Genomic DNA, 19,074 nt, shown 5'->3' on the forward strand with positions numbered 1-19,074 from the left:
TTGCGCACATCCAGTCGTGTTGCCTACGGTACGGACCACATCCGAGGGGCGGGACGGAAAACGCCCTCGCCAGTAGAAGGGCACATCGATGAGGACAACGAGCCACCGCAAGGCGCTCAGCCTGTTGCTCGTGGCAGGGCTCGGCCTAGCCGCCGCGTCCTGTGGATCCGGGGACGACAACAAGCCGGCCGCCCAGGGATCGGGCGACGCGAACGCTCCCGTGACCATCACCGTGGGATGCCAGCCGCCGAAGAGCAACCCGAAGGAACGCGCCGGGTGGGACGAGGACGTGGCGGCCTTCCAGAAGCTGCACCCGAACATCACCATCCAGAGCAAGGACGCGTTCCCCTGCATCAACCCGGACACCTTCCAGGCGAAGCTGGCCGGCGGCACCCAGGAGGACGTGTTCTACGTCTACTACACCGATGTCCAGAAGATCATCAAGGCCAAGCAGGCCGCGGACATCAGCCAGTACATCGGTGACGTGAAGGAACTCAAGGACATCCGCCCCGATGTCCAGAGCGTCTTCAAGGACGGCGACAAGAGCTACGGCCTGCCGCGCAACAACTACAACATGGGCCTGGTCTACAACCGCAAGCTCTTCACCCAGGCCGGCCTGAACCCGGACTCGCCGCCGAAGACCTGGTCCGAGGTGCAGGAGGCGGCCAAGAAGATCGCCGGCCTCGGCGCGGGCTACACGGGCTTTGGTGAGTACAGCGCGGGCAACACCGGCGGTTGGCACTTCGCCGCCTCGCTGTACGCCCGTGGCGGATCGATGGTGAGCGACGACGGCAAGACCGCCGCGTTCAACAGCGACGAGGGCAAGGCCGTGCTGGAGAACCTGAAGAAGATGCGCTGGGACGACAACAGCATGGGCACCAAGCAGTTGCTGCAGTGGGAAGACCTGATGCGGATGATGGGCTCGGGCAAGCTCGGCATGATGATCGGCGCGCCGGACGTGGTCCAGTCGGTCAACAACGACTTCCAGGGCAAGTTCGACGACTACGGCGTGACGGCGGTACCGGAGTCCGAGGGTCACTCGTCGCTGAGCGGTGGCGACGGGTACATGTTCAACCCGAAGGCGACGCCGGAGAAGATCAAGGCCGGCCTGCTCTGGCTGCAGTTCCACGAGCTGACGCCGGGCCAGGGCCAGTTCAACTACGAGCGGGCCAAGGCCCAGGGCCGCCCGGTCGGGCTGCCGATCCCGGACCTGTACGGCAACAGCGCGCCGGGCAAGGAAATCGTTGCTCTGCGCAAGCAGTTCGCCACCGTGCCGGTCGACCACTTCACCCCGTACGTCGACGCGCAGGCGAACATCACCAACAAGCTCGAGCCGCCGAAGGCGCAGGAGCTGTACGCGGTACTCGACGTCGCGATGTCCGCGGTGCTGACTCGTAAGGACGCCGACATCAGCAAGCTGCTCTCGGACGCCGAGGGCAAGGCCAACAAGATCCTCGCCAAGAACACCTGATGGCGGTACTGACCGCGAAGCCGCCGGTGCGCCGTTCCCTTCCCCAGGGAGCGGCGCGCCGCGCGGTGGGCAGGAACCTCACGGCGTACGGGTTCCTCTGCGGGGCACTGATCTGTTTCGCCTTCTTCTCCTGGTACCCGATGATCCGCGAGGTCGTCCTGAGCTTCCAGGAGAACAACTTCGTCGATCCCGCCAAGTGGGTCGGCTTCGACAACTTCCGGACCGTGATCGAGGACCCGGCCTTCCGGTCCGCGTGGCTGAACACGGCCGCCTTCAGCGGTCTCGCGCTGATCGTCGGGTACGCGATCCCCTTCGTGCTCGCGGTGGTGCTGAACGAGCTCAAGCACGCGCGGGCCTACCTGCGGTTCGTCGTCTACCTGCCGGTGATGTTGCCGCCGGCGGTCGGGGTGCTGCTGTTCAAGTGGTTCTACGATCCGGGCGCGGGTCTGTTCAACCAGATCCTCGACGTCTTCGGCATCCCGCCGCTGAGCTGGCTCGACTCCTCCAGTACCGCGCTCATCTCACTCGTCCTGGTCTCGACCTGGATGAACCTCGGCACCGGCACGCTGATCTACCTCGCCGCGCTGCAGAGCATTCCCGGTGAGCTGTACGAATCCGCGGAGCTCGACGGCGCCGGGCTGTTCAAGCGGGTCTGGCACGTGACGATCCCGCAGACCAAACTCATCCTGCTGGTGATGCTGCTGCTCCAGGTGGTGGCGACCATGCAGGTCTTCATCGAGCCGTACCTGCTGACCGGTGGCGGCCCCGAGAACGCGACCGTGACGGTGGCCTACCTGATGTACCAGTACGCCTTCAACTTCGGCGACTTCGGCGGCGGCGGCGCGCTCGGCCTGATGCTGATGGTGGTGCTGATCGTCTTCTCGACGATCTACCTGCGCGTCTCACGCGACAACGAGGGGGGCCGATGACGACCACGCTGCAACCACGACAGGTGCTGGAGGCAACCACACCGGCGCCGGCTCCCCGGCGTACCAGGAAGAAGAAGGACAAGGGGCACGGGTACGAGACCCGGAGTCTCGTGTCGCCGCTGGCATTGCGATCGGTGCGTGGCAAGGCGACGTACTGGACCGTGCTGGTCGTCGTCGTGATCGGCTTCACGCTCGCCTTCGTCTTCCCGCTCTACTGGATGGTGACCGGTGCGCTGAAGTCGCCGGAGGAGATCGCCCAGATCCCGCCGAGCTTCTTCCCCAAACACTTCGACTTCGGCGTCTACGCGGACGCCTGGAACCAGCTCCAGCTCGGCATCTTCCTCAAGAACACCGCCCTGTACGCCGGTGGCGCCTGGCTGTTCACGCTGGCGGTCGACGTCACCGCGGCGTACGCGTTGTCGAAGCTGCGACCCTTCTTCGGCAAGCTGATCCTGGCGCTCATGCTGGCCACGTTGATGATCCCGCCGATGGTGCTGCTGCTGCCGACGTACCTGGTCGCGAAGGACGTGCCGCTGTTCCACTTCAACCTGCTCAACACCCCGTGGGCGATCTGGTTGCCGGCGGCAGCGAACGGGTTCTTCATCTTCCTGCTCAAGCGGTTCTTCGACTCGATCCCGCGCGAGCTGCTGGAGGCGGCCGAGATCGACGGCGCGTCGCCGATGCGGATCCTGTGGTCGATCGTGCTGCCGGTGTCGCGGCCGATCCTCGGAGTCGTCTCGATCCTGTCGGTGGTGACGGTCTGGAAGGACTTCGTCTGGCCACTGCTGGTCCTGCCGGAGACGGACAAGATGTCGATCAGCGTCGGGATCGCGTCGCTGTCCGCGCAGATGCCGCAGAACGTGCTGATCGCGTCGCTGGTGATCGCGTCGCTGCCGACGATCCTGGTCTTCTTCGTGTTCCAGCGCAGCATCATGGCGGGTCTCACCGCCGGAAGCCTCAAAGGCTGATCCCCTCCAACCCCCAAGGAGAAGCAATGCCTCTAACAGATGACGGCACATGGTGGCGCGGAGCAGCGATCTACCAGGTCTATCTGCGCAGCTTTGCCGACGGCAACGGTGACGGGATCGGCGATCTGGCCGGGCTGCGGGCCAGGCTGCCGTACCTGGCGGAGCTCGGTGTCGATGCGATCTGGCTGAACCCGTGGTACCCGTCGCCGATGGCCGACGGCGGCTACGACGTCGCCGACTACCGCGCGATCGATCCGAGCTTCGGCACGCTGGCGGAGGCCGAGGCGTACATCGACGAGGCGCACGCGCTGGGGATCCGGACCATCATCGACATCGTGCCGAACCACGGCTCGGACCAGCAGGACTGGTTCGTCCAGGCACTGGCGGCCGGGCCGGGGTCGGTGGAGCGGGAGCGCTTCCTGTTCCGCGACGGCGCTTCCGACGGCGTACCGCCCAACAACTGGCAGTCGATCTTCAACGGCCCGGCCTGGACCCAGGTCCCCGACGGCCAGTGGTACCTGCATCTCTTCGCGCCCGAGCAGCCGGACTTCAACTGGCGCAACCCGGAGGTGGTGGAGGAGTTCCACTCGATCCTGCGGTTCTGGCTGGACCGTGGCGTGGACGGGATCCGGATCGACAGCGCGGCGGTGCTCTTCAAGGACCTGGACAGCGTCGAGGAGTCGTACACCGATCACGACGAGGTGCACGACGTGTACCGCGGCTGGCGGCAGATCACCGACGAGTACGAGGGCCGCTTCCTGGTCGGCGAGATGTGGATGCCGGACCAGGAACGCTTCGCCCTGTACCTGCGCCCCGACGAGATGCAGACCGCCTTCAACTTCGACTTCCTCTCCCGCCCCTGGGACGCGGCCGAACTGCGCGCCTCCATCGACCTGACGCTGACCACCCACGTCCCGATCGGAGCGCCGCCCACCTGGGTGCTCTCGAACCACGACGTGACGCGGCCGGTCACGAAGTACGGACGCCCCGACACGTCCTTCTCCCACCAGGACCGCAAACACGGCATGGAGACCGACCCGGTCCTAGGCGAACGCAGAGCCCGAGCCGCCGCCCTCCTGGCAATGGCCCTCCCCGGCAGCCTGTACGTCTATCAAGGCGAAGAACTAGGCCTCCCGGAGGTAGAAGACCTCCCCGACCACCTCCTACAAGACCCCCTCTGGACCCGCTCCAACGGCACCGACCGAGGCCGAGACGGCTGCCGAGTCCCCATCCCCTGGTCCGGCAAAGAACCCCCCTTCGGCTTCGGCTCAGGCACCCCTTGGCTCCCTCAACCCCCCGACTGGAAAAACCTCACCGTCGAATCCCAGCAAGCCGACCAGAACTCCATGCTCGCCCTCTACCGCAACGGCCTAGCCATCCGCCGCGAATCGCTGGGCGACGGCACTCTCACCTGGCTCGACTCGGCTTCAGGCGTCCTAGCCTTCACCCGAGAATCCCTGACCTCCATCACCAACCTCACCTCAGACCTCATCGATCTCCCGGCTCACACCGAGGTGCTCCTCACAAGCAGCCCACTAGAGGAGGGCAGATTGCCCTCAGACACAACAGCCTGGCTCCGCTGACCCGCCGCCCACCCCGCGTGAGCACCACGGCCACAGACCTGGTGCTCACGCGGGGTTCCTCAGATCGAGGGTGTGAGCGGCTGGAAGCGCCTCAGGCGGAGGCTGTTGGTTACTACGAAGATTGAGCTGAAGGCCATGGCGGCGCCGGCGAGCATGGGGTTGAGGAGGCCGGCGGCTGCCAGGGGGAGGCCGGCGATGTTGTAGGCGAAGGCCCAGAAGAGGTTGCCTTTGATGGTTCTGAGGGTGGTGCGAGACAACCGGATGGCGTCGGCTGCCGACCGCAGGTCGCCTCGGACCAAGGTCAGATCGCTGGCCTCGATCGCCACGTCGGTGCCAGTCCCCATGCTGAGACCGAGATCGGCCTGGGCTAGCGCGGCGGCGTCGTTGACGCCGTCTCCTACCATCGCGACCGTGCGGCCTTCCGCTTGCAGTTTCTTGATCGCGTCGACCTTGTCGGCGGGGAGGACCTCGGCGATGACCTCGTCGATGCCTACCTCGGCGGCCACCTTCTGGGCTACTGCCTCGTTGTCGCCGGTCAGCAGCACTGGTCGCAGGCCCAGTGCTTTCAACTGGCGGATTGCTTCGGCTGAGGTCGGTTTTACGGTGTCGGCTACTACCAGGACTGCGCGTGCCTTGCCGTCCCAGCCGACCGCGACGGCGGTACTGCCCTCGGCCTCGGCGTGCTCCTTCGCATGCGCCAGACCCTCAGGCAGGTGCTGGCTCCACTCCTCCAGCAGCCGCGTCCGGCCGACCAGCACCGCGTGCCCGTCGACGATCCCTTGTACGCCGAGCCCCTCCACGTTCCCGAAGTCCTCGACAGCCGCGAGCTTGCCCACCTCATCGGCAGCCCCCCGCGCGATCGCCTGCGCAATCGGGTGCTCACTCGAGTGCTCGAGTGCCCCCGCCAACCGCAGTACCTCCGCCCGCTCCTCACCATCCGCCAGCAGCACGTCGACCAGCGCCATCCGCCCGGTCGTCACCGTCCCCGTCTTGTCCAGTACGACGGTGTCGACCCGATGCGTCGACTCCAGCACCTCAGGCCCCTTGATCAGGATGCCCAGCTGAGCCCCACGCCCGGTACCGACCATCAACGCGGTCGGCGTCGCCAGCCCCAGCGCGCATGGGCAGGCAATGATCAGTACCGCGACCGCCGCGGTGAACGCGACCTCCACCGGCGATCCGTTCCCCAGCCAGAATCCCAACGTGGCCAGCGAAAGCCCGATCACGATCGGCACGAACACCCCGGAGATCCGGTCGGCCAACCGCTGAACAGCCGCCTTCCCGTTCTGAGCGTCCTCCACCAACCGCGCCATCTGCGCCAGTTGCGTATCAGCCCCGACCCGAGTAGCCCGTACTACGAGCCGCCCGCCGGCGTTGACCGTCGCCCCGACAACAGCGTCCCCCTCGCCGACCTCGACCGGCACCGACTCGCCGGTCAGCATCGAAGCATCCACCGCGCTCGACCCGGTGACGATCACCCCATCGGTAGCGATCTTCTCACCCGGCCGCACCACGAACTCGTTGCCCACAGCAAGCTGCTCCGCCGGAATCCGGACCTCGACGCCATCCCGCAGGACAGCGACGTCCTTGGCCCCCAACTCCAGCAAGGCCTTCAGCGCAGCGCCCGACCGTCGCTTCGCGCGAGCCTCGAAGTACCGCCCAGCCAGGATGAACGTCGTCACCCCGGCCGCGACCTCGAGATAGATCTCCTCCGCCCCGCTGCCCCGCGACGGGATCAACGTGAACGGCATCTTCATCCCCGGCGCCCCCGCCTCGCCCAGGAACAACGCATACAGCGACCAGATGAAAGAACTCAGCACGCCGACCGAGATCAACGTGTCCATCGTCGCGGCCCCATGCCGCAGATTCGTCCAAGCGGCCTTGTGGAACGGCCAGGCCGCCCACGTCACCACCGGCGCGGCCAGGGTGAGCGAAGCCCACTGCCAGAAGTCGAACTGCAGCGCCGGAATCATGCCCAAGGCAATCACCGGTACGGCGAGCGCGATACTCGCGATCAACCGCTCCCGCAACGGCCGCAGCTCATCAACCGGCTCCGGACCGTCAGCGACAGGGGGAGTGGGCAACGAAGCGGTGTAGCCGGTCGCCTCGACCGTCGCAACAAGGTCGTCAGTACTGATGCCCGAGGCAAACGTCACTTTCGCCTTCTCGGTGGCGTAGTTGACCGTCGCGGTGACACCTTCCATCCGGTTGAGCTTCTTCTCGACCCGGTTGGCGCAGGACGCGCACGTCATGCCACCGATGAGGAGCTCGACGGAGTTGTCCGGGGTGGTCATCGCGGCACCTCCACGGTGAATTCGGCGGTCCGTACCTTGCCCGCGTGCTGGAAGTCGAGGAACAGGCTGTATGTCCCGGCTGTCGGGAACGTCGTCCCGAACCCGATCTCCGGGCCGCTCTCGGTCGTGGACGGATGTGTGTGCAGGTAGGCGAGATCGCCGCCCCGCAACGAGACCAGGTGGCCGAACGCCCCCAGATACGGCTGCAGGTCGCTGACCGGCTTGCCACCCTTGCTGACGCTGAAGGTCACCGTGGATTCCTCGCCGGCCACCGGCGTACCGGTCATTGTGATGTCGTACCCGTCGACCGAGTAGACGCTCGCCGGCTTGTTCATCGGCACCGGGACGTACGGCCCGGAAACGTTGACGTCGGCACCCAAGGTGAGCTTCTCGCCGAGCGCGGCCGGCTCGAAGTCGGTGAAGATCCGCCACTGCCCACCCGCGGTGAACGTGAACGGAATGCTCCAGACCCCATCGGCAGAACGCGTCGGGTGCACGTGATGGAACCCGGACAGATCCCGCCGGACGACGATCAGATGGAGATCCTTTTCATGCGTCTGCGTGTATTGCGTGACCGGCTTGCCGTCGGGCCCCTGGATCGTGAAGGCCAGTGTCTGCGCCTTACCAGGCTGGAAAAACGTGCTCTGAGGTACCAGCGTGTAACCCGACTGGGAGACCGCGAGCCCCGGCGGCTGTGCGTCGGCGTCGCCGTGACCGGCGTCAGGCATCTCGGCCATCCCGCCGTCGTGTGAGTCTGCGGCCGGTGCCGGGTCGGCTGCCGCGACCGGGTCGACCGCGGAGCCGAGCGCGAAGGCGGCGGCGAACGCCAGCGCCAGTGCACCAGCGAACGCGCCGAGCCGGACCGCGACAGCCCGCGTCATGAGCCTGAGCCGGCCAGCTCGTAGCCGGCCTCGTCGACCGCCTCGCGCACGGCGGCGTCGTCCAGCGCGGTCTCGCTCGTCACGTGCACGGCGGAGGTACCGCCCGCGTTGAGGTCGATCTTGACCTCCTGGACGCCCGGCAGCTTGCCGAGCTCCTCGGTGACGGCGGCGCTGCAGTGGCCGCAGGTCATCCCGTTGACGGAGTACGTGGTGGTGGTCATAGCGGTGCTCCTAGCTTGGAGGTTCTCAGAAGATGTCAGCTGCGGACGAGCCGGGCGATCGCGTCGGAGGCCTCGCGGACCTTCTCCTCCGCCTCCACCCCGCCCCGCTGCGCGGCCTCGACCACGCAGTGCGACAGGTGCTCGTCGAGCAGCTCGAGGGAGAAGGACTGCAGCGCCTTGGTGGCTGCCGAGACCTGGGTGAGGATGTCGATGCAGTACTTGTCCTCCTCGACCATCCGCTGCAGGCCGCGCACCTGGCCCTCGATCCGGCGCAGCCGCTTCAGGTGGCTGGACTTCTCCGAGGTGTATCCGTGTACGTGCTCGGCGTTCTCTTCGGTGGTCATCGCGGTCCTCTTCTCCCAACTGCTACCCCTGCGGGGTATGTCGACAGCAAAAAGGTACCCCCTGTGGGTATCCAGCGCAAGTCCACGGCGGATACCCATAGGGGGTAACTGGAATTACAGCCCCAGTTCGGTCAGCCCAGGGTGGTCGTCAGGCCGTACTCCCGGCGCGTCCCAGTGGAACAGCCGCTCGCTCTCGGCGATCGCCTGGTCGTTGATACTGGCCCGCCGCACCCGCATCAACCCGTTCTCGTCGAACTCCCAGTTCTCGTTGCCGTGCGACCGGTACCACTGGCCGGCCGCGTCATGGCTCTCGTAGACGAACCGGACCGCGATCCGGTCGCCGGTGAACGCCCACAGCTCCTTGATCAGCCGGTAGTCCAGCTCGCGCGCCCACTTCTGGGTCAGGAACTCGACCACCTCGTCCCGGCCGTTCACGAAGGTGTCCCGGTTCCGCCAGTAGGTGTCCGGCGTGTACGCGAGCGAGACGGCGGCCGGATCCTGCTTGTTCCAGGCGTTCTCCGCGGCCCGGACCTTCTGGATCGCCGTCTCCTCCGTGAACGGGGGCAGCGGGGGTCGAGCTTTCACAGCATTCTCCTCAGTGGTCGACTGTATCCATTGAAGCTTGTACCAGCGTGAACGCCCAAGGACCCTCCGGGCAACCAGAATCATGAAAGCGATCCGTTACGACAGCCCGGAGGCTGACATCGGTACACACGGGGGCGGCGGGCCGCGCAGCGGCACCGGCGGTGAAACGGACGGCGACCGGCCCGAGCTGGACGGCCGGGATGCGAGCGCGGTGTTCGGCGGGCTCTTCGACGCCTATGCCGCGCCGCTCTACCGGTACCTCGCCCGCCGGGTCGGCCCCGACCATGCCCACGACCTGGTCAGCGAGACCTTTCTCACCGCCTTCAAACAGCGCCAGACCTACGACCCTGCCACCGCCGCCGTTCGCAGTTGGCTCTACGGCATCGCGACCAACCTGGCCCGGCGCCACGTCCGCCAGGAAGTCCGGGGCCTCCGGGCGGCGAGCCGCGCAGATGCAGGCCGTACGCCGTACCAGCCTTCGCACGACGGAATCGTCTCGGACCGTGTGGACGCTCAGGCGCTGGCTCGCCAGATCGCCCCAGCGATCGCGGACCTGTCCGACGGCGACCGCGATGTCCTGTTCCTGACCTCGTGGGCCCAGCTGACCACCGTGGAGGTCGCCGAAGCACTCGACATCCCCGTTGGCACCGTACGGTCCCGCCTGCATCGCATCCGCCGGCAACTGCGCACGCATGCCGCCACCGCTCACCTGACTGCCACCCCGGAGGCGATTCACCATGACTGACGACAAGCTGATCGATCTGTGGTCCGAGGATGAGCTGGACCGTGCTCTCGGTGCCCTGCACGAGGACATACCGACCGACCAGGCCCGGCTGGAGGCCTCCCGGGCCACGTTTCTGGCGGCCATCGATCGTCCCGTACGCCGCAAGCGCCGACGCTGGGCATATGCGCTGACAGCGGCCGCCGCCGTCACCACCCTTGTAGTCGGCGGCTTCCTGGTCACCACCAACTCACCCGGCGGAAGCGCCGAGGCGAAGGCCGAACTCAACTCCGCCGCCGACCATGTGGTCGCCAAGGATCCGGTGATCCCGCCCGGCAAGTACCGCTATCGGGTCAGCCGCGCCTGGGTCTCCAACTTCGTCGAGACGGCCCCGAACCAGGGCGTCACCTTCCTCGAAGAGCAGCTGACCGAGACCTGGATCCCGGCCGACCGTACCCAGGAGTGGATGCAGCGCAGAAGCACGACCGGCCACCGGAAGCTGACCCAGGGCACGCAGCAGCAGATGGACGAGGTCACCAAGAACATCGATGACAAAGCGCCGCCTGAGGTGCTGCGTGCCCGGTGCGGTGACTTCTACCTCGACGCGGGACAGCAGCCCTGCACGAGGGCGGGCGGTTGGCAGGACCCGACGCCGGAGTGGGCCGCCGGCCTGCCGACCGACCCGAAGGCGCTGTTCAAGCGGCTGAAGAAGGACGCGCCCCGCAACAGTCGTGGCGAGACCGAGCTGCTCGTGTACGCCGCGGACGCGCTCCGGACCGGACAGGTGCCGGCCGACGTACGGTCCGCGCTGTATCGGGCGCTGGGGAACCTCGACCACCTCGAGGTGTCGGACCGCGCGGTCAACCTGGACGGCAAGGTCGGCATCGCCTACGGCAGCGACGACGGCAACGAACGCCACGAGATCATCATCGACCCGCGCACCGGCGACTTCATCGGTGAGCGCCAGATCATCACCAGCGGCAAGAACCGTGGCCAGCTTCTGGGCTTCAGCTCGGTCGCCATCCGGATCGTCGATCGGATGGGCGAGCGGCAGTAGCTGCAACCGAGCAACAAACCCGGCGAGGTGGACGTCATCCTCTGCAAGGATGAGCGTCCCCCTCGCTGAGGGGGTACTGAGGGAGAGGGGCGGCATGCCTGAGCTGGCAATTCGCACGCAGGCGCTGCGGAAGACGTACCGGACCAGGCGGGGCAAGCGGGTGGTCGCGGTGCAGGGGCTCGATCTCGAGGTGCCGATCGGCGGGGTGCACGGTTTCCTCGGGCCGAACGGCTCGGGCAAGACGACCTCGATCCGGATGCTGCTCGGGCTGGTCCGGGCCGACGCCGGCACGATGACCGTGTTCGACCAGGTGGTACCGGACCGGCTGCCCGACGTCGTCGGCCGGGTCGGCGCGATCGTCGAGTCGCCGAAGTTCTTCCCGTCGTTCAGCGGCCGGAAGAACCTCGAGCTGCTCGCTGACGCGATCGGCGCGCCGCGCAAGCGGGTCGGCGAGGTGCTGGAGGAGACCTCGCTGAACGAGCGCGGCAAGGACCGGTTCAAGACCTACTCGCTCGGGATGAAGCAGCGGCTGGCGATCGCCGCCACGTTGCTCAAGGAGCCCGACCTGCTGATCTTCGACGAGCCGACCAACGGCCTCGATCCGGCCGGTATCCGGGAGATCCGCGAGACCATGCGCGGGCTGGGGGAGCAGGGTCGCACGGTCCTGGTCAGCAGCCACATCCTGGCCGAGGTGGAGCAGGTCGCGGACACCGTCTCGATCATCGGCCACGGCCGGTTGCTTGCCTCCGGCACCGTGGCCGAGGTGATCGGCGGTACCGGCAAGTCCACCGTGAAGATCAGTATCGACCAGCTGGACAAGGCCGCCTCGATCCTGACCGCGTCCGGCTTGACAGTACGGGCTGAAGGCAACTATCTCTTCGTCGACGGCGCCGAGCACTCGGCCGAGGTGACCAGGCGACTGGCTCAGCAGGAGTTGTACGTGTCCGAGCTGGTCCCGGTCCGCGCCGACCTGGAGTCCGTCTTCCTCGAACTGACCGCCGACGAGGGCCTCGGAGGCGACCAGTGATCCGCCTCACCGGAGTCGAGCTCCGTCGGCTGATGTCGCGCCGGCTCGCCGTCATCGGCGTCGCCGCCGTGCTGATCATCACCGCGTTCCTGCTGTTCGCCACCTGGCGTGACTCCCGGCCGTTGTCGGCCGCCGAGCAGCAGCAGAACCAGGTCTACTTCGAGCAGGCGCAGAAGGACTGGGAGCTGCACGGCGAGCAGTACCAGAAGGACTGCGAGGCCTCGTACGCCTCGGCGCCGGAGCCGAAGCCCGCGTTGAAGGACTTCTGCCCGGGACCGCCGACGATCGAGCAGTACGGCAAACCGAAGAACGTCTTCTCCGAGCTGATGCCGACCATGTTGCAGGGCCTGTCGTACCTGCTGGTGGCGATGGCGTTCCTGATCGGCGCCAGTTTCGTCGGCGCCGAGTTCAGCAGCGGGGCGATCGGCAACTGGCTCACCTTCGAGCCCCGCCGGATGCGCGTCTACGCCAGCAAGCTGACCGGGGCCGCGATCGGGCTGGCCCCAGTGGCGGTGGTGCTGACCGGCATCCTGGTGCTGGGCACGTACCTGATCATCGACAAGCTCGGCATCACGGCCGGCACGACGGGCAAGGTCTGGGGCAACCTGGCCGAGACGTCCGGCCGGGTCGTGCTGATGACGGCGGTCGGTGCGGCGATCGGCGGTGCCGTCGGCCTGCTGCTGCGGCATACGGCAGCCGCGATCGGGGTTGTGATGGCGTACGTAGTACTGGTCGAAGGCGTGTTCGGCGGCTTCCTGACCCAGGTGCAACCGTGGCTGATCCGGCTGAACTTCGACGCCTTCGTGCTGCACGGCACGTCGTACTACGTGGAGAAGTGCACCACCGGCCAGGACGGCAGCTACAGCTGCAACTCGGTCGAGAAGCATCTGTCCTTCGAGCACGGCGCCTGGTACCTGAGCATCGGCGCCGTCATCGTGATCGCGCTCGGCGCGCTGGTCTTCCGCCGCCGCGACGTCAACTAGCGGCCTGAACCAGCGCCCTGCCGCCGCCTTCGCAGCAGGGAGAACAGCGCAAGTCCACCGGTGATCAAGAGGGACCCACCGGCGGCCGCCAGGCCGAGATCGAGGCCTGGCGGCCGGAAGCCACAGTGGATCTTCTGGCTCGGGCCGGGCAGCTGCACCGCAACCAGCCCGCCGAACTCCCCGGCCTCCTGAGCCTTGCCGCCGTCGACCGAGCAACGCCAGCCTTCGGTCCGCGGCACCGCGACCACCGCAAGCCCTGTACTTCCGGGCTTCAGCGTCGCGTCGATCGAGTGGCCGCCCGCCTTGACCTCAGTGGCGCCGCCCGCGCGAAGAGCCGCGACGGCCTTGGCCAACTTGGCCTCGTCGAGGCAGCCGATCGCGCCGGTCACCGGCAGCGGGTACGGCGAGACGAGGATCTTCAGCTCGATGACGGCCACCCCGTTGGCCGGTGTCTTGCCCACGTCCAGCACCGCGCTGCTCGTGTTGCTGCCCGGCCGCTTGGTGGCGATAAGGTTCCGCCAGTCGCTGTCGGCGCCGATCCGCGCCTGCCCACCCGTGCGCGGCAGGCTCAGATACACAGTCGATCCAGGCCGGCAGGTCGCGGTCAACGTGACCAGCCCCTTGTCGACCCGACGACCCCGATACTTCGGCACGTCGTACACCTTCGAGCCCAGAAGCCGTTCCTGATAAGCGAAAACGCTGTCGGGCTCGGGCGCGTTGTCAGCCGGCTTCGGGCGGACCGTGACGAGCGGCGGCACCTCGGCCCGCTTGATCGTGCCGTCGTCGAGCCGGGCGCCGATGGAGAAGATCGCGTTGGTGACCGGATTGTCCAGCTCCACCGATGCGCGCCCGTATCCCTGCCAGCCGAAGCCGAGGTTGGTCAGCGTGTGGTTCAGGCTCGCGGGCAGCAGGCTGCTGTAGTACCCAGGCCCTTGCCCACCCAGCAGAATCGGATCGTTCGGTGTCAGCGGCGTGCCAGGATCGGTCCGGTACTGCGGCCAGCCGGACGCCGCCTTGACCTTGTCGGCCAGGTCGGTCTGCTGCGCTCCCCACGGCTCCGCGGAGGCAGTGAGCACCTTGTTGCGCTCTTGATCGACCACGATCGCCGTCCACGCCAGCTCGACGCCGATCGCGCCGATCACCAGCACGGCGGCGATAGGAGCGACCAGCCGTACCTGCCCGAAGTACCGGATTGCCAGCAGCACGGCGAGGAGGAGGCCGCCCGAGCAGCTCAGCACGATGATGCTGCCGTTGGTGAGCAAGGGGCTGTGCTGCGTGCAGATCGCCAGCGTGACGACGAGTGCCGTGCCGCCGAGCAACGCGATCCAGCTTGGCGTGCGGTCGGCGACGGACAGCCAGGCGGCGATGACGAGGATCGCGCAGAGGACGAAGCCCTCCCGGTACTGGCTTCCGTTCGGGGTGTCGAAGCCGTGCCAGACGTCGTGCGTCGGCTTCCAGAGGAACGAGGCGCCGACGAGTACAGCCAGCAGGGTCCAGGCGATCCGGGTGACGGCACGGACGGACCCGTTGAACGGCAGCGTCGCGGCGAGCAGCAGGGCCGCAGTACCGACGTACAGGCCGGCGCTGCGGGAGACGCCTTCGGTCAGCGGCAGGAGTCGCGAGAAGAAGCTCTCCAGCGAGACGGGGACGAAATGGCCGGACGGCGAGGGCGCCGCGAGCGCGTTGGTCTTGAAGACCGGGATCAGGACCGGCGTCGACAGGGCGAGGCCGAGAACCATCGTGACGGCGTGCCGGAGCAGGCCGCGCAGGCGGTCGGCCCAGGCGAGCTCGCTGGTCAGCACGCGAACGATCAGGATCAGGCTGGCCGCGATCGTCGCCATGTAGGCGGTGTAGAAGTTGGACACCCAGAACACGCCGACCACGAGCACGCTCAGGATCCGGTGCTTGCGCTGGAGCGACCACTCGCCGACCAGGCAGAGCATCGGCAGCGCGATGAGTCCGTCAAGCCACATCGGCACGTACGCCGCATCGTCGATCGCCCAGCCACACAGCCCGTACGACGCGCCGAGCACCGCCGCGAGCCACCACGGCCCGGGCCGCATCCGCCGGAGCAGGGCCGCCATTGCAGCGGCCGCCAATGCAAGCTTGAGCGTGGTGATCACGAAGACCGCGAGGTCGATGTCGTCCCGCGGGAACAGCACCACCAGCAGCGACAGCGGACTGCCGAGATCGACCCCGTAGTCGCCGAGGAAGCCGACCCCGAACCCGCTCTGCCAGTTGAACAACAGGTCGCCCTGGGCGTTGCCCGTCAGGACATCCCAGAAGTGCGCGAAGAACGGAATGTACTGCACACCGAGGTCATTGGTACTGCGTGAGGCGTCCCCGAACGGGAAGGTGCCGCGGAACATCCCCGCGACCATGAAACCGACAGCCGCGACCGCTCCCGCGACCCAGGCCTCCGGCGCCGGGATTCTTGCCTTCGGCATCGCGCTCCCCTCTACCGCGCGCCAGGCTACACTCCTGGCCAGGTCGTGGATCTCTCCTGGAGTGCAATGCGGTTGACGCTGGTGGTTCCCTGTTTCGACGAAGCCGACGTGATCGCCCGGTTCCACGAGGCGGTCAGCCGGGAGCTGACCGGGACCCACGAACCGTACGAGATCATCTACGTCGACGACGGCAGCAAGGACGGCACGCTCGACGCGGTGATCGAGATCGCGCGCGCCGACCCGGCCGTCCGGTACCTGTCCTTCAGCCGGAACTTCGGCAAGGAGGCCGCCATGCTGGCCGGTCTGCGACACGCCGGCGGCGACGCGGTGATCGTGATGGACGCGGATCTGCAGCATCCGCCGGAGCTGATCGGCCGGATGCTCGAGCTGCACACCAAGGGCTTCGACCAGGTGATCGCGCGCCGGACCAGGGCCGGCGACCCGGCGACCCGGACGCTGCTCGCCCGGACGTATTACTGGCTGATCAATCGCTGGGCCGACGTCGAGCTGATGGACGGCGTCGGCGACTTCCGGCTGATCTCGCGGCGCGCGGTCGACGGGCTGCTGAAGCTGGAGGAGAACAACCGGTTCTCCAAGGGGCTGTTCGCCTGGATCGGGTTCGACTCGATCATCTTCGAGTACGAGAACGTCCAGCGCGAGGGTGGCGGGCGGAGCCGGTGGTCGTTCCGCAAGCTGTTCGAGTACGGGCTGGACGGGCTGCTGTCGTTCAACAACAAGCCGTTGCGGGCGGCGATCTATGTCGGCATGCTGCTCACGACGGTCGCCGTGCTCTATGCGATCTGGGTGATCGTGGTGGCGGCGACGCAGGGCGTGGAGATGCCGGGGTACGTCACGCTGATCGCGGCGATCACCGGGCTCGGCGGGCTGCAGATGGTGATGCTCGGGGTGATCGGCGAGTACATCGGGCGGATCTACTACGAGACCAAGCAGCGGCCGCATTACCTGGTCAAGGAGAGCAACCTGACTCCGCCGGGCGTCGTACTGGGTGGGGCTGTGACCTCGACGTACAAGCTGCACAGCCATACCGACGAGGTACGGCTCGATCAAGACTGAAAAACGGCCCTGGGGTATGGAACCCCAGGGCCGTTCTCATGTCGTAGATCAGGCAGTCAGACGCTCTTCGGTCGAAGACGAGAAGAGGTGCAGCTTGTCAGTCTGAGCCTCGAGGTGGATCAGCGAGCCCTTCTCGACGTTCATCCGGGCGCCGATCTTGGCCACGATCTGCTGGTGGTTGCCGTCGTGCTCGGCGGTGCCGTAGAGGAACGCGTCAGCGCCGAGCTCCTCGATCACGGCGACCTTCACCGGCAGGCCGTTGTCGGAGACCTTGAAGGCCTCCGGACGGACGCCGATCGACACGGTCTTGTCGCTGCCGGCCTTGGCCAGGATGGCGCGCTCGACCGGGATCGTGTAGTCGCCGACCTGGACGCCGCCGTCGACCAGGTTGCCGGTCAGCAGGTTCATCGCGGGCGAGCCGATGAAGCCGGCCACGAAGAGGTTCTTCGGGTTGTCGTACAGGTTCAGCGGGGTGTCGACCTGCTGGAGCAGACCGTCCTTGAGCACCGCGACCCGGTCGCCCATCGTCATGGCCTCGACCTGGTCGTGGGTGACGTAGACGGTGGTGACGCCGAGGCGCTGCTGCAGCTCGGCGATCTGGGTGCGGGTCTGGACACGCAGCTTGGCGTCGAGGTTCGACAGCGGCTCGTCCATCAGGAAGACCTGCGGGTTACGCACGATGGCGCGGCCCATGGCGACACGCTGACGCTGACCACCGGACAGCGCCTTCGGCTTGCGGTCGAGGTACTCCTCGAGGCCGAGCAGCTTGGCAGCCTCCTGGACCCGCTTGGCGCGGTCCTCCTTGGAGACACCCTGCATCTTCAGCGCGAAGCCCATGTTGTCCGCGACCGACATGTGCGGGTACAGGGCGTAGTTCTGGAACACCATCGCGATGTCCCGCTCTTTCGGCGGGCGGTGGGTGACGTCGCGGTCGCCGATGTAGATGGAGCCCTCGTTGACCTCTTCGAGGCCCGCGAGCATCCGCAGCGAGGTGGACTTGCCGCAACCGGACGGGCCGACGAGGACCATGAACTCGCCGTCCTCGATCTCGAGGTTCAGCTTGTCGACGGCGGGCTTCTCAGAACCGGGGTAGACCCGGGATGCCGCCTTGAACGAGACAGTAGCCATGACTGTGTACCTTCCTTCACCGGCAGGAACGTGCCGGACGATCCGAGTAAAGGCCCCCAGGCGGGGGTGCGCCCATCCTCACCTGAGCCGCGGCTCCTGACAAGGTGTACGGCGTGTGACGTGTCCCGTTTGCCTGCAATTTCTTGCAAGTTCTTGCTGCAAGTTCAGTGACCGGTGGGTAAGGTGCCGCCGTGAGCAGTAGAGCGAGGCTGGCCGACATCGCGGTCAAGGCCGGCGTCAGCGAGGCGACGGTGTCCCGGGTACTGAACGGCAAACCAGGCGTCGCGGAAGAGACCAGACAGGCAGTACTGACCGCCCTCGACGTCCTCGGCTTCGAGCGCCCGACGCGGCTCCGCCGCCGGTCGGCCGGCTTGATCGGGCTGGTGATGCCGGAGCTGATCAACCCGATCTTCCCCGCCTTCGCCCAGGTGATCGAGTCGGCGCTGTCCCAACGCGGCTTCACGCCGGTGCTGTGCACCCAGTCCCCGTCGGGCGCGACCGAGGAGGAGTACGTCGAGATGCTGCTCGAACGCGGCGTCTCCGGCATCATCTTCGTCTCCGGCCTGCACGCCGACACCGGCGCCGACCACGCCCGCTACCAGTCCCTGGTCGACCGCAACCTCCCCGTCGTCTTCGTCAACGGCTGGCTCCCCGGCGTCGAGGCACCCTTCGTCTCCTCCGACGAGTACGCCGCGATGGACCTGGCCGTCTCCCACCTCGTTGCCCTGGGCCACCGCCGGATCGGCTTCGCCTCCGGCCCCGAACGCTTCATCGTCGTCCAGCGCAAACTCGCCGGCTACCGCACCGCCATGAAAGCCCAACTCGGCTTGACGGATGCAGACCTTTCCGACCTGGTCCAACTAAGCATGTTCGGAGTAGAAGGCGGCCACGCCGCAGCCCAACGCCTCCTCGACGTGGGCGTCACCGCTGTGGTCTGCGGCTCCGACATGATGGCCCTGGGCGTCATTCGAGCCGCCCGCGAACGCGGTTTGTCAGTCCCCACCGACATCTCAGTAGTCGGCTACGACGACGCCCCCATGATGGAATTCACCGACCCCCCGATGACGACAGTCCGCCAACCCGTCCAGGCCATGGGCCTAGCCGCAGTACAAGCCCTCCTGGAAGAAGTCCGCGGCCACACCACCCCCCACACAGAATTCCTCTTCCGCCCAGAACTGGTAGTCCGCAACACCACCGGCCCCCACCACCTGCCCGGCCCCTGACGAGCAAAGAGCAAAGAACAAGAGCAAAGGACAAGAGCAAAGGACAAGAGCAAAGAACAAGAGCAAAGAACAAGAGCAAAGAACAAGAGCAAAGAACAAGAGCAAAGAACAAGAGCAAAGAACAAGAGCAAAGAACAA

At 66.9% G+C, this 19,074-nt stretch carries 17 protein-coding genes; 10 read left to right on the forward strand and 7 right to left on the reverse strand.

Features of this window, described 5'->3' with window-relative positions; genetic code table 11:
- Positions 1 to 88: 88 nt before the first annotated feature.
- From ACIA12_RS40385 to ACIA12_RS40400, 4 genes are read left to right on the forward strand one after another with little or no spacing between them, the layout of a single operon-like run.
- Positions 89 to 1,471, forward strand: a complete 1,383-nt coding sequence (locus ACIA12_RS40385) for an ABC transporter substrate-binding protein (protein WP_396372764.1) — start codon at positions 89 to 91, stop codon at positions 1,469 to 1,471.
- Positions 1,471 to 2,400: a carbohydrate ABC transporter permease gene (locus ACIA12_RS40390; RefSeq protein ID WP_396372765.1), complete on the forward strand. Its 930-nt coding sequence runs from the start codon at positions 1,471 to 1,473 to the stop codon at positions 2,398 to 2,400. The genes ACIA12_RS40385 and ACIA12_RS40390 overlap by 1 nt, the downstream gene beginning before the upstream one ends.
- A complete protein-coding gene (locus ACIA12_RS40395; protein WP_396372766.1) occupies positions 2,397 to 3,368 on the forward strand; it encodes a carbohydrate ABC transporter permease in 972 nt (323 codons plus the stop codon). The genes ACIA12_RS40390 and ACIA12_RS40395 overlap by 4 nt, the downstream gene beginning before the upstream one ends.
- Positions 3,369 to 3,394: 26 nt before the next feature.
- Positions 3,395 to 4,951, forward strand: a complete 1,557-nt coding sequence (locus ACIA12_RS40400) for a glycoside hydrolase family 13 protein (RefSeq protein ID WP_396372767.1) — start codon at positions 3,395 to 3,397, stop codon at positions 4,949 to 4,951.
- A gap of 59 nt (positions 4,952 to 5,010) precedes the next feature.
- Here the strand turns inward: ACIA12_RS40400 and ACIA12_RS40405 are convergent, their stop codons facing one another.
- The 5 genes from ACIA12_RS40405 to ACIA12_RS40425 all read right to left on the reverse strand — a co-directional run bounded on the left by ACIA12_RS40405 (position 5,011) and on the right by ACIA12_RS40425 (position 9,276).
- Positions 5,011 to 7,245 carry a heavy metal translocating P-type ATPase gene (locus ACIA12_RS40405; protein WP_396372768.1) on the reverse strand — a complete coding sequence of 745 codons (2,235 nt, stop codon included), beginning with the start codon at positions 7,243 to 7,245 and terminating at the stop codon, positions 5,011 to 5,013.
- Positions 7,242 to 8,126, reverse strand: coding sequence for a hypothetical protein (locus tag ACIA12_RS40410; protein ID WP_396372769.1), 885 nt, complete (start codon positions 8,124 to 8,126; stop codon positions 7,242 to 7,244). Before ACIA12_RS40410 ends, ACIA12_RS40405 begins: the two co-directional genes overlap by 4 nt.
- Positions 8,123 to 8,347: a heavy-metal-associated domain-containing protein gene (locus tag ACIA12_RS40415; protein ID WP_396372770.1), complete on the reverse strand. Its 225-nt coding sequence runs from the start codon at positions 8,345 to 8,347 to the stop codon at positions 8,123 to 8,125. Before ACIA12_RS40415 ends, ACIA12_RS40410 begins: the two co-directional genes overlap by 4 nt.
- Before the next feature lie 35 nt (positions 8,348 to 8,382).
- Positions 8,383 to 8,691, reverse strand: coding sequence for a metal-sensitive transcriptional regulator (locus tag ACIA12_RS40420; protein ID WP_396372771.1), 309 nt, complete (start codon positions 8,689 to 8,691; stop codon positions 8,383 to 8,385).
- A gap of 114 nt (positions 8,692 to 8,805) precedes the next feature.
- A complete protein-coding gene (locus ACIA12_RS40425; RefSeq protein WP_396372772.1) occupies positions 8,806 to 9,276 on the reverse strand; it encodes a DUF1348 family protein in 471 nt (156 codons plus the stop codon).
- An 82-nt stretch (positions 9,277 to 9,358) separates the two neighbouring features.
- Here ACIA12_RS40425 and ACIA12_RS40430 point away from each other — a divergent pair, with 82 nt between their 5' ends.
- The 4 genes from ACIA12_RS40430 to ACIA12_RS40445 all read left to right on the forward strand — a co-directional run bounded on the left by ACIA12_RS40430 (position 9,359) and on the right by ACIA12_RS40445 (position 13,064).
- Positions 9,359 to 10,021: an RNA polymerase sigma factor gene (locus ACIA12_RS40430; protein ID WP_396372773.1), complete on the forward strand. Its 663-nt coding sequence runs from the start codon at positions 9,359 to 9,361 to the stop codon at positions 10,019 to 10,021.
- Positions 10,014 to 11,054 carry a CU044_5270 family protein gene (locus tag ACIA12_RS40435; protein WP_396372774.1) on the forward strand — a complete coding sequence of 347 codons (1,041 nt, stop codon included), beginning with the start codon at positions 10,014 to 10,016 and terminating at the stop codon, positions 11,052 to 11,054. The genes ACIA12_RS40430 and ACIA12_RS40435 overlap by 8 nt, the downstream gene beginning before the upstream one ends.
- A 94-nt stretch (positions 11,055 to 11,148) precedes the next feature.
- A complete protein-coding gene (locus tag ACIA12_RS40440) occupies positions 11,149 to 12,081 on the forward strand; it encodes an ABC transporter ATP-binding protein (RefSeq protein WP_396372775.1) in 933 nt (310 codons plus the stop codon).
- Entirely contained in the window at positions 12,078 to 13,064 is a 987-nt protein-coding gene (locus ACIA12_RS40445; protein WP_396372776.1) for an ABC transporter permease subunit, read from the forward strand. Before ACIA12_RS40440 ends, ACIA12_RS40445 begins: the two co-directional genes overlap by 4 nt.
- Here the strand turns inward: ACIA12_RS40445 and ACIA12_RS40450 are convergent.
- Positions 13,061 to 15,511, reverse strand: a complete 2,451-nt coding sequence (locus ACIA12_RS40450) for a YfhO family protein (protein WP_396372777.1) — start codon at positions 15,509 to 15,511, stop codon at positions 13,061 to 13,063. The genes ACIA12_RS40445 and ACIA12_RS40450 overlap by 4 nt on opposite strands.
- 66 nt (positions 15,512 to 15,577) lie before the next feature.
- On the opposite strand from ACIA12_RS40450, the gene ACIA12_RS40455 reads away from it, so the two are divergent.
- Positions 15,578 to 16,585 carry a glycosyltransferase family 2 protein gene (locus ACIA12_RS40455; protein ID WP_396372778.1) on the forward strand — a complete coding sequence of 336 codons (1,008 nt, stop codon included), beginning with the start codon at positions 15,578 to 15,580 and terminating at the stop codon, positions 16,583 to 16,585.
- A 48-nt stretch (positions 16,586 to 16,633) separates the two neighbouring features.
- Here ACIA12_RS40455 and ACIA12_RS40460 read toward each other — a convergent pair whose 3' ends face one another.
- Complete coding sequence (locus ACIA12_RS40460; RefSeq protein ID WP_396372779.1) at positions 16,634 to 17,713, reverse strand: ABC transporter ATP-binding protein; 1,080 nt, start codon at positions 17,711 to 17,713, stop codon at positions 16,634 to 16,636.
- 191 nt (positions 17,714 to 17,904) lie between these two features.
- Here ACIA12_RS40460 and ACIA12_RS40465 point away from each other — a divergent pair, with 191 nt between their 5' ends.
- A complete protein-coding gene (locus tag ACIA12_RS40465; RefSeq protein ID WP_396372780.1) occupies positions 17,905 to 18,936 on the forward strand; it encodes a LacI family DNA-binding transcriptional regulator in 1,032 nt (343 codons plus the stop codon).
- Positions 18,937 to 19,074 lie beyond the last annotated feature (138 nt).

Origin of the sequence: Kribbella sp. NPDC051620 (genome assembly GCF_044453825.1) — a bacterium.
Classification (GTDB): Bacteria; Actinomycetota; Actinomycetes; order Propionibacteriales; family Kribbellaceae; genus Kribbella.

Bases quoted from the DNA above. Each gene is read 5' to 3' on its own strand.
- ACIA12_RS40410 (WP_396372769.1), bottom strand. From the start codon at position 8,126: ATGACGCGGGCTGTCGCGGTCCGGCTCGGCGCGTTCGCTGGTGCACTG.
- ACIA12_RS40430 (WP_396372773.1), top strand. From the start codon at position 9,359: ATGAAAGCGATCCGTTACGACAGCCCGGAGGCTGACATCGGTACACAC.
- ACIA12_RS40385 (WP_396372764.1), top strand. From the start codon at position 89: ATGAGGACAACGAGCCACCGCAAGGCGCTCAGCCTGTTGCTCGTGGCA.
- ACIA12_RS40435 (WP_396372774.1), top strand. From the start codon at position 10,014: ATGACTGACGACAAGCTGATCGATCTGTGGTCCGAGGATGAGCTGGAC.
- ACIA12_RS40440 (WP_396372775.1), top strand. From the start codon at position 11,149: ATGCCTGAGCTGGCAATTCGCACGCAGGCGCTGCGGAAGACGTACCGG.
- ACIA12_RS40460 (WP_396372779.1), bottom strand. From the start codon at position 17,713: ATGGCTACTGTCTCGTTCAAGGCGGCATCCCGGGTCTACCCCGGTTCT.
- ACIA12_RS40455 (WP_396372778.1), top strand. From the start codon at position 15,578: ATGCGGTTGACGCTGGTGGTTCCCTGTTTCGACGAAGCCGACGTGATC.
- ACIA12_RS40420 (WP_396372771.1), bottom strand. From the start codon at position 8,691: ATGACCACCGAAGAGAACGCCGAGCACGTACACGGATACACCTCGGAG.
- ACIA12_RS40400 (WP_396372767.1), top strand. From the start codon at position 3,395: ATGCCTCTAACAGATGACGGCACATGGTGGCGCGGAGCAGCGATCTAC.
- ACIA12_RS40395 (WP_396372766.1), top strand. From the start codon at position 2,397: ATGACGACCACGCTGCAACCACGACAGGTGCTGGAGGCAACCACACCG.
- ACIA12_RS40405 (WP_396372768.1), bottom strand. From the start codon at position 7,245: ATGACCACCCCGGACAACTCCGTCGAGCTCCTCATCGGTGGCATGACG.
- ACIA12_RS40450 (WP_396372777.1), bottom strand. From the start codon at position 15,511: ATGCCGAAGGCAAGAATCCCGGCGCCGGAGGCCTGGGTCGCGGGAGCG.
- ACIA12_RS40415 (WP_396372770.1), bottom strand. From the start codon at position 8,347: ATGACCACCACCACGTACTCCGTCAACGGGATGACCTGCGGCCACTGC.
- ACIA12_RS40390 (WP_396372765.1), top strand. From the start codon at position 1,471: ATGGCGGTACTGACCGCGAAGCCGCCGGTGCGCCGTTCCCTTCCCCAG.